Consider the following 15,334-nt stretch of genomic DNA (forward strand, 5'->3'; position numbering starts at 1 on the left):
GCGTCCGGTCACTAGGCTGACGGGACGATGAACGCCACCAAGAGCGTGCCGCACCGGTTGGGCCAGGTGCTGGAGACGCTGACCCGGCAGAGCGGGCGGCTCGGCACGCCGGATTACGGCTCCTGGCTGCTCGGCAGATCCGAAGAGAACCAGCGCCGTCGGCGCGTCCGGATCCAGATCATCCTCACGTTTTTCCTCCTGTTCACCAACGTGCTCGGCATCGCGGTGTCGCTGCTACTCAACACCGTCGCCATCCCCGTGCCCAGCGTGTTCAGCGATGCCCCGGCGTGGTTGACCTTCGGGGTCGTGCCGGCGTACATGGGGGTGGCACTGATCTTCGGTACGGCCTGGATCACCTCGCGCACGGTCAGTGCGCTGCGCTGGGCCCTCGAAGAACGGCGACCCACGCGCGACGACCAGCGCAACGTATTCCGCGCCCCGGCCCGGGTGGCGCAGGCGTTGCTTCTGTTGTGGGGTGTGGGCGCCGTGCTGCTGACCGTGCTCTACGGCATGCACGACACCGACTTCATCCCGAGGTTCCTGTTCGCGGTGGGCTTCCCGGGAATCGTCGTGGCCACGGCCTGCTACATGATCACCGAGTTCGCGCTACGGCCGATCGCCGCTCAGGCGTTGGAAGCGGGCCGCCCGCCACGGCGACTGGCCCACGGCGTCATGGGCCGGACAATGACGGTGTGGCTGCTCAGTTCCGGGGTCCCCGTCCTGGGCATCCTGCTGCTGGCGCTGTTCACGTTGTCGATGGGCAATCTCAGCGCCACCCAGTTCGCGGTGGCCGTGATGATCATCGCGATCATCGCCCTGCTCTTCGGTCTGGTCTTGATGTGGCTGCTGTCGTGGCTGATCGCGACTCCGGTCCGCGTCGTGCGAAGCGCGCTCAAGCACGTCGAGGACGGCGATCTGGACTGCAACCTCGTGGTGTTCGACGGCACCGAACTCGGTGAGCTGCAACGCGGATTCAACTCGATGGTGGACGGTCTGCGCGAGCGGGAAAGGGTGCGCGATCTGTTCGGTCGGCATGTGGGACGCGAGGTCGCGCTGGCCGCTGAGAGGCAGCAGATCGAGTTGGGCGGTGAGGAACGCTACGCCGCCGTCGTCTTCGTCGACATCACCGGTTCCACCCAGCTCGTCACCAGCCGCCCGCCCGTCGAGGTCGTCGAGGTACTCAACCGGTTCTTCGACGTCGTCGTCGACGAGGTGGACAAGCACCACGGCCTGGTGAACAAATTCGAGGGCGACGCGGTACTCGCTGTGTTCGGCGCACCGGTCTCGCTCGACAACGCCGAGACTGAAGCCCTGGCCGCGGCCCGCACCATGGCGGAACGACTGCGGGACGAGGTTCCGGAATGCCCAGCGGGTGTCGGCGTCGCCGCCGGAGTGGTGGTGGCGGGCAACGTGGGCGCCAAAGAACGCTTCGAGTACACCGTCATCGGGGAACCGGTCAACGAGGCGGCGCGACTGTGCGAGCTGGCCAAGAAGGAGGACGGACGGGTGGTCGCGTCCGCCGAGGCGGTGAACCGCGCCACCGAGGCCGAACGTGCGAAGTGGACGCTCGGGCAGACCGTGACGCTGCGCGGGTACGAGCAGCCCACGCAGCTGGCCACCCCGGTCGTCGACTAGATCACCGTGAAGTACGGGATCGCCTCGGCGTCCTCGCTGTCGCCGAGCACCTGAAACGCGACCTGCACCCGCGCCCCGAACAGGTCGGCGTCGGGATCGGCCGCGGGGAACGACGTCCACCACCACGGCCCCTCGTCGAGTTCGACGATGCCGACCGGCAGTCGGTGCACCACGCCGTCACCGCCGCGCTGGTGCACGACCGACCAGCTGACGACGGTGCCGGTGCCGGCTGCGGCGACGTAGGTGTAACGCGTCGGATCGACGGAGACGTCGAACTGGGGCGCGAGGAACTCGCCGGTCTCGGTGTCACGCACCAGGAGGAACTCGCCGCGCTTGGCGCCGTCGAAGAACTCTGCGGAGGCCGCGTCACGCTGAACGGGGAAGATGGGCATGGACTTTCGCGCTCCTCAGTTGTCGGTGCCCAGAACCAGGGTGGAGTGGTAGTCGAGGATTCCGCCGTTGCCCGAGACCAGGACCCGGTCATGGTCGGCCACCTGCCGGTCGCCGCCCTGTCCGCGTGCCTGGACCACAGCTTCGTGCAGCGGGGTCATCCCCCACATGTAGAACGCGCTGAGCTCACCGCCGCCGGTGTTGAACTTGAGTTTGCCGTTCGGGCCGATCATTCCGGGCTCGGCCATCGCCGGTCCGCCTTCGCCCTTCGGGACGAACCCGTAGTCCTCGAGGGTCAGCAGTGCGGTGAAGGTGTAGCAGTCGTAGATCTGCGCCACCCCGATTTCGTCGAGCGAGGTCTGCGCCATCTTCAACGCGGCGGGACCCGACTGCGCCGCGCCGCTGACCAGACCGAAGTCGTCGTTGCGGATGCCGGAGCGACCGGGATGCGCCTGCGCCCAACCCAGCACCCGCACCGGCGGTTGACGCAGCGTGCGGGCGCGCTCCAGCGAGGTGACGATCACCGCCACACCGCCGTTGCTGACCAGGCAGCAGTCAAAGAGGTGGAAGGGCTCGGCGATGTAGCGGCTGCGGTGGTACTCGTCGAGCGTCAGCGGCGTTCCGTGGAACTGTGCCAGCGGGTTGAGTTGCGCCCAATCCCGTTGTGCCACAGCGATGTGTCCGAGCTGGTCGCTGGTCGTCCCGTACTTCTTCATGTGGCGGCGCGCCGCCAGGGCGTACATCGTCGTCGGCGACATGATGCCGTTGGACGCTGTGATGCCGTCGAACCCGCGCGGCAGCGAGCCGCCTCCTGAGTATGCTGCCGACGACCGGGACTTTTCCTTCAACGGCGCATCGGCCCAGACGATCGCCACCGCGCCGGCCATGCCTGCCTGCACGGCCATCGACGCGTACTGCACCATCTGACCGGCCGTGGAACCGAAGCCCTGCATCGACGTCAACAGTTTCAGATCGCGCAGTCCCAGGGTGTCCTGCAGTTCGATGCCGACACGCGCCTTGATCCCGCCGGAAACCAGCAGCCCGTCGATCTCGTCGAGCTCCAGGCCGGCGTCGGCCGCGGCGAGCCGCACGGCCGACGCGGCGAACTGCCGCGCGGTCTTTCCGTAGACCTTGCCCTGTTCGGTGATCCCGAGACCGGCGATGGCCGGCGTGACAACGCTCATCGACGATGCGGCTCCTCATCTGCTCACAGGCTGCTCGCACAGTCTGGCGCATTGATTCTCGGCGCGACCATTCCGCTCTGGTAAACGACCGAACGGCACACCGGCACATGCTCGCTTCGGAAACGCGTTCGGGGCACGATGTCCGAAACGGAAACGCGTCGGTGTCGCGATTCGTGATGTACACCGCGTCGGGCAACCCCGAGCATGGGAGCCAACGACCAGGAAGGCGGTTGGAATGACCATCAGTGTGGCCGAGCGCGCAGAGCTGCGCACGGCGGTCGGAGAGTTGCTGCGCGACAAGTGCACAGAGGACGACGTGCGCCGCGTGATGACCTCCGAGGAAGGCTTCGACCGCGAGCTGTGGCGACGCCTGGCCGAACAGGGCGTGCTGGGCATGCTGGTCGACGCCGACCACGGTGGACTCGGGTTCGGCGCGCTGGAGGTGGAGGCTGTCGCCGAGGAGACCGGCGCGGCGCTGCTGCCCGCGCCGTTCATCTCCAGTGCCGTGCTGACCGTCGCGTTGATCGAGGCGGCCGGCTCCGCGCAGGACAAGCAGCGGCTGTTGCCCGGGCTGGCCGACGGCACCGCCATCGGCACCGTGGCCCTGACCGGTAGCGCTGGTACGTGGACACCGGAAGGTGTTGAGGTGACCGCTGATTCGGACGGCACGCTCAACGGCGCCGCACACTACGTGACTTGGGGTCAGGTTGCCGACGTCATTCTGGTCGTCGCGCGCACCGACGACGGAGTGGGTGTGTTCGAGGTCTCCCCTGAGGCGACCGGTCTCCAGCGCACGGCCGCGACCGTGTTCGATCCCACCGTGCGGCTGTCGACGTTCACCTTCGACGGCACCCCGGCCCGCCGTCTCGGCGAGGCCGGGTGGCAGGCCGTGCAGGAGGCGCTGGACCACACCGTCATCGCCTCGGCCGGAGAGCAGGTCGGCGGCAGCCGCCGTATCTTCGACATGACCGTCGACTACCTGAAGACACGCGTTCAGTTCGGCCGCCAGATCGGCAGTTTCCAGGCGCTCAAGCAAATGGCCGCCGACTTGCTGCTCGAGGTGGAGTCGGCAACCTCGGCGGCACAGCACGCGGCGGCCGAGAAGGCGTCCGGCAGCGAGGGTGCCGGTGGCGCCATCGCGCTGGCGGGCTTCTCGTGCGCGGAGGCCTACGACACCATCGCGATGAACGCCATCCAGATGCACGGCGGTATCGGCTTCACCTGGGAGCATCCGGCTCACCTGTACCTGCGTCGGGCGCGCACCGGCATGCAGTTGTTCGGCGGCTCGCGGCTTCATCGGGAGCGCTACCTCGTCTCGAAAGGTGCCTGACATGACCACCGCTGATCTGCCCAGCGCCGACGACCTGCGCGAAGAGGTCCGCACCTGGCTGCGGGACAACTACGAACCGCTGCCGAAGAACTCCGATCCATGGGCATCGTCGCCGGAGCGGGTGGCCTGGCTGGAGAAGGTGCTCGACGCGGGATACGCCGTTCCGACCTACCCGGCCGAGTGGTTCGGCCGCGGCTACCCCAACAAGTTGGCCAACGTGATCGGCCAGGAGTTCGCCGCGGTCAAGGCGCCGGGCTCCCGGCAGGACAAGTACAACATCCCCGCCAACACCGTCCTCGCGCTCGGCACCGAGAAACTCAAGAACGACCTGCTGCGCGACTTCCTCGTCGAACGCGCCCGCACCTGCCTGCTCTACAGTGAGCCGGGCGCCGGGTCCGACCTGGCCAGTGTGCGCACCACCGCGGTCCGGGACGGCGACCGGTGGGTGGTCAACGGACAGAAGGTGTGGACCTCCGGCGCCCAAACCGCCGACTACGCACTGTTGCTCGCACGCACCGACTGGGATGTCCCGAAGCACAAGGGCCTGAGCCTGTTCATCATGCCGATGAAGCAGCCGGGCATCGAGGTGCGTCCACTGGTGCAGATCACCGGCGAGTCACATTTCAACGAGGTGTTCATCTCCGACGCAACCGTGTCGAACGAGTACATGCTCGGCGAAGAGGGCAATGGTTGGCGCGCACTGCAGGTCGCGTTGGCCTACGAGCGCTCGATCATGGGTGACAGCGGGCGCGGCTCGCGAAACCGCAAGGCCGACAGCCTCATCGACCTCGCACGCGAGCACGGCGTCCTCGACGACCCCGCCGTGCGCCACCCCCTGGCGAAGGTGCTGGCGATGCGCGAACTCAACCGGCTGAACAATGCCCGCGCGAAAGCCTCTGCGTCGCAGGGCACCTCGAGTTCGATCATGTCACTGGGCAAGTTGGCGATGTCGAAGATCCTGCACACCGAGGCGGCGATGAAGACGCAGATCATCGGAGCCAAGGCGCTGCTGTCCGGCCCGGAGAACCCGGAGGCCGACGACGTCAACTTCCTGACGCTCAACGCATTCTTCACTTCGATCGGCGGCGGCACCGACCAGATTCAGCGCAACATCATCGGTGAGCGGGTGCTGGGCCTGCCCAAGGAACCCGAGGCCGACCGCGACATCCCGTTCCGCCAAGCACGCCGGAGCTGACCGTGACCACCTCTTATGACCCGCCGTTGGCGGGTGTCGAGATCCTGGACCTGACCTCGGGCCCGATGACCGCGGTCGGCCGTCTGTTCGCCGACCTGGGCGCGCACGTCACGGTGGTGCGTCTGCCCGGCATCACCGACGACACCGCGGCGGGTCCGTTCATCGATGAGGTCCCGATTCAGACGGCGATCGACCGACACGGCCTGGACACCGTCGACGTCGACCTGGCCGACGAGGCGGGCCGACAGCACTTTGCCGACTTGGTCGGGGCTACAGACATTCTCGTCGAGAACAGCCGACCGGGCTCAGCCGCTGAAGCCGCGCTGTCGGTCCGCAGCATCCGCTCCCAGCACCCGGAACTGGTGGTGCTGTCGATCAGCGACTTCGGCCGGGACACCGACTACCGGCAGTGGCAGGCCACCACCCCGGTGTTGCATGCGCTGACCAGTGAGCTGTCGCGCTCCGGCATCCCGGGTCGCGAACCGCTGGTTCCGCCGGCGGAACTGCCGTATCAGGTGGCCGCCGCCCAGGCCGCGGTGATGACAATCGCCGTCTATCTGGACCGGTTGCGCACCGGCGAAGGCGATCTGATCGATTTCTCGGTCCTCGACGGCGCGATGCAGACACTGGATCCGCCGTTCGGCACCGCCGGCAGTGCATCGGCGGGGGTGGCGTTGAGCGCACAGCGCCGCGACTGGAACGCCGAACGTCAGCGTTACCCGATCATTCCGTGTAAGGACGGTCACGTCCGCATCTGCATCCTGGCCAAGCGGCAGTGGCGCGGCATGTTCGAATGGATGGGCAGCCCAGAGGAATTCGCCGACCCCAGCTACGACAAGCTCGGAAAACGGTTCCACTCACCGCATCTGCTGGACGCGATCGAACGGTTCTGCGCCGACAAGACGCGTTCAGAACTCGAAGCCCAGGGGCAAGCGCACGGTGTTCCGACCGCCGCGGTCCTGACGTTGGCGGAAGCGCTCAACGCCGAGCACTTCGCCGAGCGCGGCTTTTTCCGCGACGCGGAGCTGGCGCCCGGGGTGGTCGGCCCGGTGCCGGTCGGCGTCGCCGAAATCGACGGCCAACGTGCCAGCGCGCTCAATGTCGATGGCGCGGCGCATCCGCGCCCGAGCAGCGCACCGCTTCTTGCGGCACGGCAACGCCGCGGCGACGGCCTGCCGCTGGAGGGAATCCGGGTGCTGGATCTCGGCGTCATCGTGGTCGGTGCCGACACCGCGCGATTGTTCGGCGATCTCGGCGCCGATGTCGTCAAGATCGAACACTCGGCCCATCCGGACGGACTCCGGGTCGGCCGGCTGACGTCGATGACCCAGCCCTTTGCGGCCGGCCATCGCAACAAGCGTTCGATCGGGTTGGACCTGCGCAGCGCCGAAGGCCGCGAACTGGCGCACCGCCTCGTGAAGGTCTCCGATGTGGTGTTGACCAACTACAAGCCCGGGGTGGCCGAAGCACTGGGTATGGACTACGCGACGTTGCAGCACGTCAACCCCGAAGTTGTCGTCGTCGACAGCTCCGCGTTCGGGCCCACCGGACCGTGGGCCAAGCGCCTGGGCTACGGACCGCTGGTGCGCGCCGCTGTCGGGTTCACCAATCTGTGGGTCTACCCCGGCGAGTCGGAGACGTTCTGCGACACCGTCACCGTGTATCCCGACCACGTCGCGGCCCGCATCGGCGCGCTGACGGCGATGGCCCTGCTGCTGCGTCGGGAACGCACCGGGACAGGAGGCGCGGCCAGCATCTCCCAGGCGGAGGTCATGCTCAGCCATCTGGCCGCCGACATCACCGCCGAAGCGCTCGAGCGCGCCGGGCACCACCGCGGTGAGGACGCTCGGCACGGGCCGTGGGGCATGTTCCCGGCCGCCGGTGAGGACAGTTGGGTCGCGGTCACCGTCCGCGACGACGACGACCGCCGCGCACTGCGGGAGGTACTCGGCGTCGCCCACGACGAGCAGAACAGCCTGGAAAGCGCTCTACGCGAGTGGACGACGCAGCGGTCGGCCGCCGAGGCGATGGAAGCGCTACAGGCCGCCGGGGTGCCGGCCGGCGCCGTGCTGCACGCCCACGAGGTCCCGACCTGGCGCTACTACGAGCAGCGCCGCGCGTTCCGGGAGGAGCTGCACCCGTACGGGTCCGAGCCGTTCATGATGGAAAACGTGCAGATCCATTGCGATCACGTCGCCGATCCTCCACTGGGTCAGGCCCCGCTGCTCGGTGAGCAGACCGCCGAGATCGCCGCCGAACTGCTCGGGCTCGATGCCGACGAGATCACGGCCCTCCACGAGCGCGGGGTGCTCGAGACGCCGCAGGTCGAGAGCCCGATGCAGGCCTGACGGGCTCGCAGCGCCGATCTCGTAGCATGCGGAGGTGGTACGCCACCACATCCGAATGCGCAGGAATGGACATCGACTTCACCAGGCTCCGGTATTTCGTCGCGGTCGCCGACGAACTGCACTTCAAGCGTGCCGCGGACAAGTTGATGATCACTCCCCCGCCGCTGAGCAAGCAGATCAAGCTGCTCGAGAAGGAACTCGGTGGGCCGCTGTTCGAACGCGGTTACCACGAGGTGCGTCTCAGCCCGCTCGGTGAGCGTCTGATCGGGCCGGCCCGCGAGATCCTCCGGCAGGTCGAGGACTTCAAGGCGACCGCCGTGCGCGGCGTGCAGGGCCTTGCCCCGATCCGGGTCAGCGCCACCGCCTACGCTCCGTCGGACCTGTTGACTCAGGTGGAGACTGCGCTGGCCGCGTTGCCGACGCCGTCGGAGTTCAGTGTCCCCGGCTCGGCGGCCGAGGTGACGGCGAAACTGATCGCGGGACAAGCTGAGATCGGGCTGATCCATCTGCCGGCATCCGACAAGCGGTTGCGGTACCAGGTGGTGGCCAGCTATCAGGGAGCGATCGCGGTCCGTTTCGACGACCCTCTGGCCGACCGCGACGTGGTGGCGATCGAGGAACTGCGTGACCGCGAGGTGGCCATCGACTTCGCCCGACCCAACCCGGTGGTCCTGGCCGGGCTGACCCGACTGCTCAACCAGAGGGGCATCCACCGCATCGTCCGCACCACCAACCAGCGTGGCGGCGAGGTGGAGATGGCCACGCAGGTGTTCAACCGTCACCTGGTGGCGGTCGTCAGCTACGCACCCGACTCGTTCATCGGCAAGATCTTCTCGCCCCCGGAGTTCAAACTCATTCCGGTCGACGAAAGCACCTGGGCCCCGGCCGATATCGCGTTGGCGTGGGCTCCTGAGCGAGTACAGGGGCGAGCCGCTGAGGTGGAGTTGCTGGTCGGGCAGATCGCCGAGCGGCTGGCACCGGTGCATCGCGGAGCCTGAACCCCGGAGGCGTCACACTTTGGGGCGCAACGATTTTCGCGCGGCGGCCAGCGCGTCATCGGGGGTGGAGAACCGAATCTTTCCGACATCGTCGGCGGATCGCAGGACTGCGCCGTCGGGATCGACGAGGATGGCCTGCTTGCCTTCCGCGCGGAGTTCGGACCCCAGTTCCGCGAGCATCGCGCGCGCCGCATCGTCGATGTCGTCGACACGCGACACGTCGAGGATCGCGACGTCGAAGCGGTCACGGTCATGCTCGACGATGCGCACGACCTGCTCGGTTCCGCTGAACAACAAATCGCCGTGGGTTTCGTAGATCCGGATGCCGGCGCTGGGTTCGTACACATTGCGTAGCGTGGTGCGCGAATCGCGACGCACGGTCAGAAAGTGCATGCCCAACTGCTCGGAAAGGCTGCGGCACACGCGCACTCCGCGCACGCTGTTGCCCTTCTGGTCTAGCCGTGGTGAGTAGACGCCGATGCCGAACTGGCCGGGCAACACCGCGACGATTCCGCCGCCGACCCCGCTCTTGGCGGGCATCCCCACCGCGCTCACCCAATCTCCGGCGGCGTCGTACATGCCGCACGTCACCATCACCGACAGCGTGCGTTTGACCACCGCGGCGTCGGTGACACGCTCTCCGCGCATGTTCAACCCGCCTCGGGCCAGCGTCGCCCCCATGGTGGCCAGGTCTGTGCTCGTGACACGCAGGGCGCATTGCCGGTAGTACACGTCGAGGACTTCGTCGGGATCGTCGTCGAGCACGCCGAAACTCTGCAGCATGTACCCGATCGCCCGGTTGCGGCTGCCGGTCGCCTTCTCCGACCGATAGACGGCGTCGTCCAGCTCGAGGCGGCGGCCGACGAACGCGGAGTAGAAATCCCGGATCAACCCGAATCTCTGCTCGGGTGACGAACCCGGAACCAGCGAGACCGCGGCGATGGCGCCAGCGTTGATCATCGGATTCTTCGGGATCTTGGTGGCGCGGTCGACACTGATCTCGTTGAAGGCCTCACCCGAGGGCTCGACACCGATCTTGGCGTCGACGGCCGCGACGCCGATCTGGTCGAGCGCCAGCGCGTAGGTGAACGGCTTGGATATCGACTGGATGGTGAATTGGCATGCTGCATCGCCGGATTCGTATGAATAACCGTCGGCCATGGACAGCGACAGGGCGAACTTGTCGGGGTCGACCCCGGCGAGCTCGGGAATGTAGTCGGCCACCGCACCGTCGTCGACGGAGGCGTGCTCGGCGCGGATGCGGTCCAGGTACCGCTGCACCAACTCGGCCATGGGCGCGAGTGTAGGGCACCGACACGCGTCGCGTCGTCGCTCTACAGCTCGGGCAGCGGCGCCTGGTCGGGCAACTGCATCTGCAGGTAGATCGCCACAAGGGTGATCTTGTTGTCGGCGTCGAACTCGTAAACCGATGCGCTGTTCACCACGCTGCTGAAATCGCCGATCTGGCTGCGCTCTTCGAGTTCGAGCAGGACGATCTCGCCGGTCTCACTGATGCGTTTGAAGGAGCAGTCCCAATCCGAGGACTTTGCCCAGGTGGTCAGGAACTCGGTGTACTCGGCCCAGTTCATCACCTCCTTGAACGGGCCGATTCGCACAAAGTCGTCCAGTGCGATCAACTCCGCCAAAGGCTCCCAACTCTGCTCGGAGAATCCTGGTTCCTTGGCGCTTTTCACCAGACGACTCATGGTCTGGCTGTACTGCAACACCGCACGCGATCGCCCGGTGGTGCCGTTGATCGCCTCGTCGATGGTGGTCATGGCGCTCTTGATGTTCACAGATGTCCCTTCGTGACGGTATCGGCCATGAAACGGTCCACCACGGAGTGGAAGTGCGCGATCACGACTTCCTCCTTGACCAGCGACATGTGGTCGAGTCGGTCGTTACGCAGACCTTTCTGCTGTCGCGGCATCTGCTCGTAGTCCTGTTGCAACGCCTCGAAGTATTTGTGGCTGCCTGGTGTGTCGACCACGAGCGGCTCAGCGCGGACTGCGTCGCGGAACTCGTCGGGCACGTACATGTAACTGGCGACGTGCCAGATGCACCGGTTCGGGTCCCCGCTGGGATGGGGCCGGGACATGATGACGTGGCATTCTCCGGCGCGCACCGTCATGAAGTAGTTGGGGAACAGCACCCAACCCTGGTTGTCGACCATCTGTGAATCCGTCAGACCGCTGACATCCAGTCCCATACCGGTGAGCACCTCGCGAGTGGCCTGCTGCAGCAGCAGTCGCGCGGTGAGCCCCTCCGGTAACGTCACGTTGCCGTCCTGGTCCTGGTACGGCGCGATGAGTTCCTGGAACCTCGGAATGACCGCGACTGTGCCCGGGAAGGTTTCGGGCAGGGCCAGGATCCCGGCGACCTGATCCTGCACGCCGGCGCCCACCACCTCGAACGGCGCCATTGCGACACTGTGGTTTTCGAAGAACCGGTACCGCGCGGTCCGCGGATTGATGTGCAGCACCTGTAGCAACTGGGGATGGATGCCGTTGATGTGGTAGCCCTCTTCGAAGGCGTCCATCACGACTTTCCAGTTGCACTCGAGGTCCTCAGTGACGTCCATGACCGTCGTGAACTTCTCGATGTTGTACGGCTCCAGCAAGGCGACGACGTCTTCACCGAGGTAGTCGCGCAGCGCCTCGGCATCGGGATCCGGGTTGAGGAAGATGAACCCGGCGAATGTGTCGACACACACCTCCAGCAGCGAGTTCTCGTTCTTGTCGATCGGTCCGGCGAGATTCTCGCGGAGCAGGCCTTTCAATTTGCCTTCGAGGTCATAGGACCAGAGGTGGTATTGACAGAGGAAGCCCCGCTTGGCATTGCCGGTCTCGGTGGTGCACAGCGCATTTCCCCGGTGACGGCAGGCGTTGACGAATCCGCGGAGTTTCTCGTCCTTGCCGCGCACGATGAGGAACGACTGATCGAGGATCTCGTACTTCTTCCAGTCGCCGGCCTTCGGGAGATCCTCGACCCGACCGGCAATCTGCCACGTCCGCTTCCAGATCGCGCGCCGCTCCCGGGCGGCGTAGTCCGGACACGTGTAGCGGTCGGTGGAGATGGTCATGTTGAACGTCCCGGGCTGGAGGTCGTCCAGGCACAAACCAAGGCCTGAGTCGGGATCGAGCCACTCTCCGGGGCGGGTCATCGGCAGCACGGCAGTCCTCCTTGGTGGGCCGGTCGGACATCTCGCGACGGCGGGGCTGACCTTGGCGCGGATGTGACAGGCCTCACTTTATACAGAGGCGTATCTTGAATACAAGACTGTATCTACCGTTGCGCTCTCGGGCGTCACACGATCCCCGGCTGTGGTGGGAGGATGGGCTCGTGGCCGAACGATGGACCAAGGAGCGGCGTACCGAGCACACCCGCCAGATCCTGCTCGATGCCGCCGAAGAAGTCTTCGCCCGCAAGGGTCTGACCGGCGCAGCGCTCGAAGAGATCGCCGAAACAGCGGGGTTCACCCGCGGAGCGATCTACTCCCAGTTCGGCGCGAAAGAGAAGCTCTTTCTCGAGGTCGTCGACCGGCAACGTCAGCGATTCCTCGACGGTTTCGCCGAGGTGATGATGTCCTTCCATCGCCTCAGCGACGTCGACATCGACGAGTTGGCCGAGCGATGGCGTCAACTCAGCAGCGGCCCGGACCGCGCAGCACTCGGATACGAGTTGACATTGTTCCTGCTCCGCAACCCCGATGCGCGGGAACGAGTCGCGGCCCAGCGTCGCGAAACCGTCCGCGCGCTGGGCGAATTCATCAGCAAGAACGTGGCACGCATCGGCGGCACCCTGACCATTGATGCCGAGACGCTCGCTCGAGTCGTTCTGGCCGCCAACAACGGCATCACCCTCGACAGTCACCTCGATGGCGAGGACCTCTACCGCCCCTATCTGCAGTTGGTGATCTCCAGCGTGCGCGTCGCCGAGTAATTCCCGGCGCTGCGCGACTGGGCATCTTCTGCCGCTCGGATGTCGCTTTTCCGCTAGTGCCCGGGTGCACCGGCATGCGATTGTCAAAGAGATGCACACCGACTTCGACCGCTGCCACCGCGCCGTCCAATCCAGGGACGCGCGGTTCGATGGTTGGTTCGTCACCGCCGTGCTCACCACCAAGATCTACTGCCGGCCGAGCTGTCCGGCACGGACACCACTGCCCCGCAACGTGCGTTTCTATCCCACTGCGGCGGCCGCGCAACGAGCCGGTTTCCGCGCCTGTAAGCGCTGCCGGCCGGACGCGTCACCGGGCTCTCCGGAATGGAATGTGCGCGGCGACACCGTCGCCCGTGCCATGCGCCTGATCGCCGACGGAACGGTCGACCGCGAAGGCGTCACCGGGTTGGCCACCCGGATGGGCTACACCGTGCGTCAGCTCGAGCGCCTCATGCAGGCTGAGCTGGGCGCCGCACCGCTGGCGCTGGCCCGAGCCCAGCGCACGCAGATCGCTCGGGTCCTCATCGAGACGACCGATATGCCGTTCAGCGACGTGGCATTCGCGGCGGGCTTCGCCAGCATCCGCCAGTTCAACGACACGGTGCGAGCGGTGAGCGATCTGACCCCGACGGCACTGCGCTCCCGCGCCCGTTTCCGCCGTCAAGAGCCGGAGGCGACGGGGGTGATGACGCTTCGCCTGCCGGTGCGGCAACCATTCGCCTTCGAGGGCATGTTCGGTCACCTGGCTGCGACCGCGGTTCCGGGTGTGGAGGAGGTCCGTGGCGGCGCCTACCGTCGGACTCTCCGGCTGCCGCACGGAGCGGGCATCGTCACCCTGACACCGCAGCCCGACCATGTCCGGTGCCGACTGGTTCTCGACGACTTCCGCGACCTGTCTGCGGCGATCGCACGATGCCGGCGACTGCTCGACCTCGACGCTGACCCCGCAGCGGTGGTGGAGGCACTCAGCGCCGACACCGCCCTGGCACCGCTCGTGGAACGTGCGCCGGGACAACGGATCCCGCGAACTGTCGACGAGCACGAATTGGCCTTACGGGTGCTGCTGGGGCAGCAGGTGTCGACAGCCGCGGCACGCACCCATGCCGCCCGCCTGACCGCGGCCTACGGCTCTCCTGTCGCCGACCCGGATGGCGGCCTCACCCACCTGTTCCCGACCGTGGAGCAGCTGTTGGACATCGACGACCGCCATCTGGCCATGCCGAAGTCGCGGCAGCGGTCGCTGGCCGCGTTGGTCGACGCGCTGGCTACCGGCGCACTGGTGCTCGACAGTGGCTGCGACTGGGACGACGCACGACGACGTCTGCTGGCAGTGCCCGGCATCGGGCCGTGGTCGGCGGAGATGATCGCGATGCGCGGTCTCGGTGATCCGGACGCGTTTCCAGCGACGGATCTGGGTGTCACATCGGCCGCAGCTCGGCTTGGCATACCGTCGGCGCCGAGGACTCTGGTCGAGTACAGCAGCCGTTGGCGGCCGTGGCGTTCCTATGCCACGCAACATCTTTGGACGGCATTGGACCATGCCGTCAATCACTGGCCACCGAAGGAGGGGCATGATGGAAACCGTGCGGTATCGGACGATGGAGAGCCCAGTCGGCTTGTTGACGCTCGCGGGCGTCGACAACCGGTTGTCTCACCTGCGGATGGTCGATCAGACCTACGAACCCGACCGAGCCAGCTGGGAGCCTGACCCGACCGCGTTCGGTGAGGCCGTGGAACAGCTGGAGAGGTACTTCGCCGGGGAGCTACAGCAGTTCGACCTAGAACTCGACATGGCGGGCACCCCGTTCCAGCGCCGCGTGTGGGAGGCGTTGTTGGCGATCCCGTACGGGCAGACCCGTTCGTACGGCGAGATCGCGAAGCACATCGGTGCGCCCGGGGCGTCACGCGCGGTCGGGCTGGCGAACGGGCACAATCCGATCTGCATCATCGTGCCTTGTCATCGCGTCATCGGCGCCAACGGCAAGATGACCGGGTATGGCGGAGGAATCGACCGCAAGAAGGTGCTTCTCGGACTTGAGAAATCGAACGCGGCCTCTCCGGTGCCGACCCTTTTCGGCTGACGCCATTGGGCCCGCCTGACGCTATCGGGCCGGCGGACTGGTCCGGAAATGCCTGTGGCCCCCAATTGCATTGGGGGCCACAGGACTTCAATTTGTGTTCGGCGGTGTCCTACTTTTCCACCCGGGTGGGCAGTATCATCGGCGCTGGCAGGCTTAGCTTCCGGGTTCGGGATGGGACCGGGCGTTTCCCTGCCGCTATGGACCGCCGTAACTTTATTCACTCGTTTTCGA

13 protein-coding genes and 1 rRNA gene are annotated in these 15,334 nt (G+C 66.5%); 8 read left to right on the forward strand and 6 right to left on the reverse strand.

Annotation, left to right across the window (positions count from 1 at the left end):
* The first annotated feature begins 27 nt into the window (after positions 1 to 27).
* Positions 28 to 1,635 (forward strand): adenylate/guanylate cyclase domain-containing protein, encoded by a 1,608-nt coding sequence (locus ACQI46_RS24180; protein WP_427096584.1) that lies wholly within the window; start codon positions 28 to 30, stop codon positions 1,633 to 1,635.
* On the opposite strand, the gene ACQI46_RS24185 is transcribed toward ACQI46_RS24180, so the two are convergent.
* Positions 1,632 to 2,027 (reverse strand): Zn-ribbon domain-containing OB-fold protein, encoded by a 396-nt coding sequence (locus ACQI46_RS24185; RefSeq protein WP_427096585.1) that lies wholly within the window; start codon positions 2,025 to 2,027, stop codon positions 1,632 to 1,634. The genes ACQI46_RS24180 and ACQI46_RS24185 overlap by 4 nt on opposite strands.
* 15 nt (positions 2,028 to 2,042) lie before the next feature.
* On the reverse strand, positions 2,043 to 3,209 hold the full coding sequence (locus ACQI46_RS24190) for a thiolase family protein (protein ID WP_427096586.1): 1,167 nt from the start codon (positions 3,207 to 3,209) through the stop codon (positions 2,043 to 2,045).
* Positions 3,210 to 3,444: 235 nt separating this feature from the next.
* Between ACQI46_RS24190 and ACQI46_RS24195 the strand changes: the two genes are divergently transcribed.
* The 4 genes from ACQI46_RS24195 to ACQI46_RS24210 all read left to right on the forward strand — a co-directional run bounded on the left by ACQI46_RS24195 (position 3,445) and on the right by ACQI46_RS24210 (position 9,080).
* Positions 3,445 to 4,539, forward strand: coding sequence for an acyl-CoA dehydrogenase family protein (locus tag ACQI46_RS24195; RefSeq protein ID WP_427096587.1), 1,095 nt, complete (start codon positions 3,445 to 3,447; stop codon positions 4,537 to 4,539).
* Position 4,540: 1 nt separating this feature from the next.
* Positions 4,541 to 5,734, forward strand: coding sequence for an acyl-CoA dehydrogenase family protein (locus ACQI46_RS24200; RefSeq protein ID WP_427096588.1), 1,194 nt, complete (start codon positions 4,541 to 4,543; stop codon positions 5,732 to 5,734).
* 2 nt (positions 5,735 to 5,736) lie between these two features.
* The gene (locus ACQI46_RS24205; protein ID WP_427096589.1) at positions 5,737 to 8,082 is read left to right on the forward strand and encodes a CoA transferase; all 2,346 of its coding nucleotides are present in this window, start codon (positions 5,737 to 5,739) and stop codon (positions 8,080 to 8,082) included.
* A gap of 65 nt (positions 8,083 to 8,147) precedes the next feature.
* Entirely contained in the window at positions 8,148 to 9,080 is a 933-nt protein-coding gene (locus ACQI46_RS24210; protein ID WP_427096590.1) for a LysR family transcriptional regulator, read from the forward strand.
* Between the two features lie 12 nt (positions 9,081 to 9,092).
* Here ACQI46_RS24210 and glsA read toward each other — a convergent pair whose 3' ends face one another.
* Genes glsA through ACQI46_RS24225 form a run of 3 tightly spaced genes read right to left on the reverse strand, consistent with a single transcriptional unit; the run spans position 9,093 to position 12,243 of the window.
* The gene (gene glsA / locus ACQI46_RS24215; RefSeq protein WP_427096591.1) at positions 9,093 to 10,373 is read right to left on the reverse strand and encodes a glutaminase A; all 1,281 of its coding nucleotides are present in this window, start codon (positions 10,371 to 10,373) and stop codon (positions 9,093 to 9,095) included.
* A 41-nt stretch (positions 10,374 to 10,414) separates the two neighbouring features.
* Positions 10,415 to 10,858: a hypothetical protein gene (locus ACQI46_RS24220; protein ID WP_427096605.1), complete on the reverse strand. Its 444-nt coding sequence runs from the start codon at positions 10,856 to 10,858 to the stop codon at positions 10,415 to 10,417.
* A 14-nt stretch (positions 10,859 to 10,872) separates the two neighbouring features.
* Positions 10,873 to 12,243: an aromatic ring-hydroxylating oxygenase subunit alpha gene (locus tag ACQI46_RS24225; protein WP_427096592.1), complete on the reverse strand. Its 1,371-nt coding sequence runs from the start codon at positions 12,241 to 12,243 to the stop codon at positions 10,873 to 10,875.
* Between the two features lie 179 nt (positions 12,244 to 12,422).
* Here ACQI46_RS24225 and ACQI46_RS24230 point away from each other — a divergent pair, with 179 nt between their 5' ends.
* The 3 genes from ACQI46_RS24230 to ACQI46_RS24240 all read left to right on the forward strand — a co-directional run bounded on the left by ACQI46_RS24230 (position 12,423) and on the right by ACQI46_RS24240 (position 15,103).
* Positions 12,423 to 13,022, forward strand: a complete 600-nt coding sequence (locus tag ACQI46_RS24230; RefSeq protein WP_427096593.1) for a TetR/AcrR family transcriptional regulator — start codon at positions 12,423 to 12,425, stop codon at positions 13,020 to 13,022.
* A 91-nt stretch (positions 13,023 to 13,113) separates the two neighbouring features.
* Positions 13,114 to 14,730, forward strand: a complete 1,617-nt coding sequence (locus tag ACQI46_RS24235) for a DNA-3-methyladenine glycosylase 2 family protein (RefSeq protein WP_427096594.1) — start codon at positions 13,114 to 13,116, stop codon at positions 14,728 to 14,730.
* On the forward strand, positions 14,621 to 15,103 hold the full coding sequence (locus ACQI46_RS24240) for a methylated-DNA--[protein]-cysteine S-methyltransferase (protein ID WP_427096595.1): 483 nt from the start codon (positions 14,621 to 14,623) through the stop codon (positions 15,101 to 15,103). The genes ACQI46_RS24235 and ACQI46_RS24240 overlap by 110 nt, the downstream gene beginning before the upstream one ends.
* Before the next feature lie 96 nt (positions 15,104 to 15,199).
* On the opposite strand, the gene rrf is transcribed toward ACQI46_RS24240, so the two are convergent.
* Positions 15,200 to 15,313, reverse strand: a 5S ribosomal RNA gene (rrf, locus tag ACQI46_RS24245).
* Between the last annotated feature and the right edge of the window lie 21 nt (positions 15,314 to 15,334).

Source organism: Mycobacterium sp. SMC-4 (assembly GCF_050205565.1).
Lineage (GTDB): Bacteria > Actinomycetota > Actinomycetes > Mycobacteriales > Mycobacteriaceae > Mycobacterium.

Excerpts from the sequence above, each read along its gene's own strand:
- ACQI46_RS24180 (WP_427096584.1), top strand. The coding sequence starts at position 28 with ATGAACGCCACCAAGAGCGTGCCGCACCGGTTGGGCCAGGTGCTGGAG.
- ACQI46_RS24185 (WP_427096585.1), bottom strand. The coding sequence starts at position 2,027 with ATGCCCATCTTCCCCGTTCAGCGTGACGCGGCCTCCGCAGAGTTCTTC.
- ACQI46_RS24190 (WP_427096586.1), bottom strand. The coding sequence starts at position 3,209 with ATGAGCGTTGTCACGCCGGCCATCGCCGGTCTCGGGATCACCGAACAG.
- ACQI46_RS24195 (WP_427096587.1), top strand. The coding sequence starts at position 3,445 with ATGACCATCAGTGTGGCCGAGCGCGCAGAGCTGCGCACGGCGGTCGGA.
- ACQI46_RS24200 (WP_427096588.1), top strand. The coding sequence starts at position 4,541 with ATGACCACCGCTGATCTGCCCAGCGCCGACGACCTGCGCGAAGAGGTC.
- ACQI46_RS24210 (WP_427096590.1), top strand. The coding sequence starts at position 8,148 with ATGGACATCGACTTCACCAGGCTCCGGTATTTCGTCGCGGTCGCCGAC.
- glsA (WP_427096591.1), bottom strand. The coding sequence starts at position 10,373 with ATGGCCGAGTTGGTGCAGCGGTACCTGGACCGCATCCGCGCCGAGCAC.
- ACQI46_RS24220 (WP_427096605.1), bottom strand. The coding sequence starts at position 10,858 with ATGACCACCATCGACGAGGCGATCAACGGCACCACCGGGCGATCGCGT.
- ACQI46_RS24225 (WP_427096592.1), bottom strand. The coding sequence starts at position 12,243 with ATGACCCGCCCCGGAGAGTGGCTCGATCCCGACTCAGGCCTTGGTTTG.
- ACQI46_RS24235 (WP_427096594.1), top strand. The coding sequence starts at position 13,114 with ATGCACACCGACTTCGACCGCTGCCACCGCGCCGTCCAATCCAGGGAC.
- ACQI46_RS24240 (WP_427096595.1), top strand. The coding sequence starts at position 14,621 with ATGGAGAGCCCAGTCGGCTTGTTGACGCTCGCGGGCGTCGACAACCGG.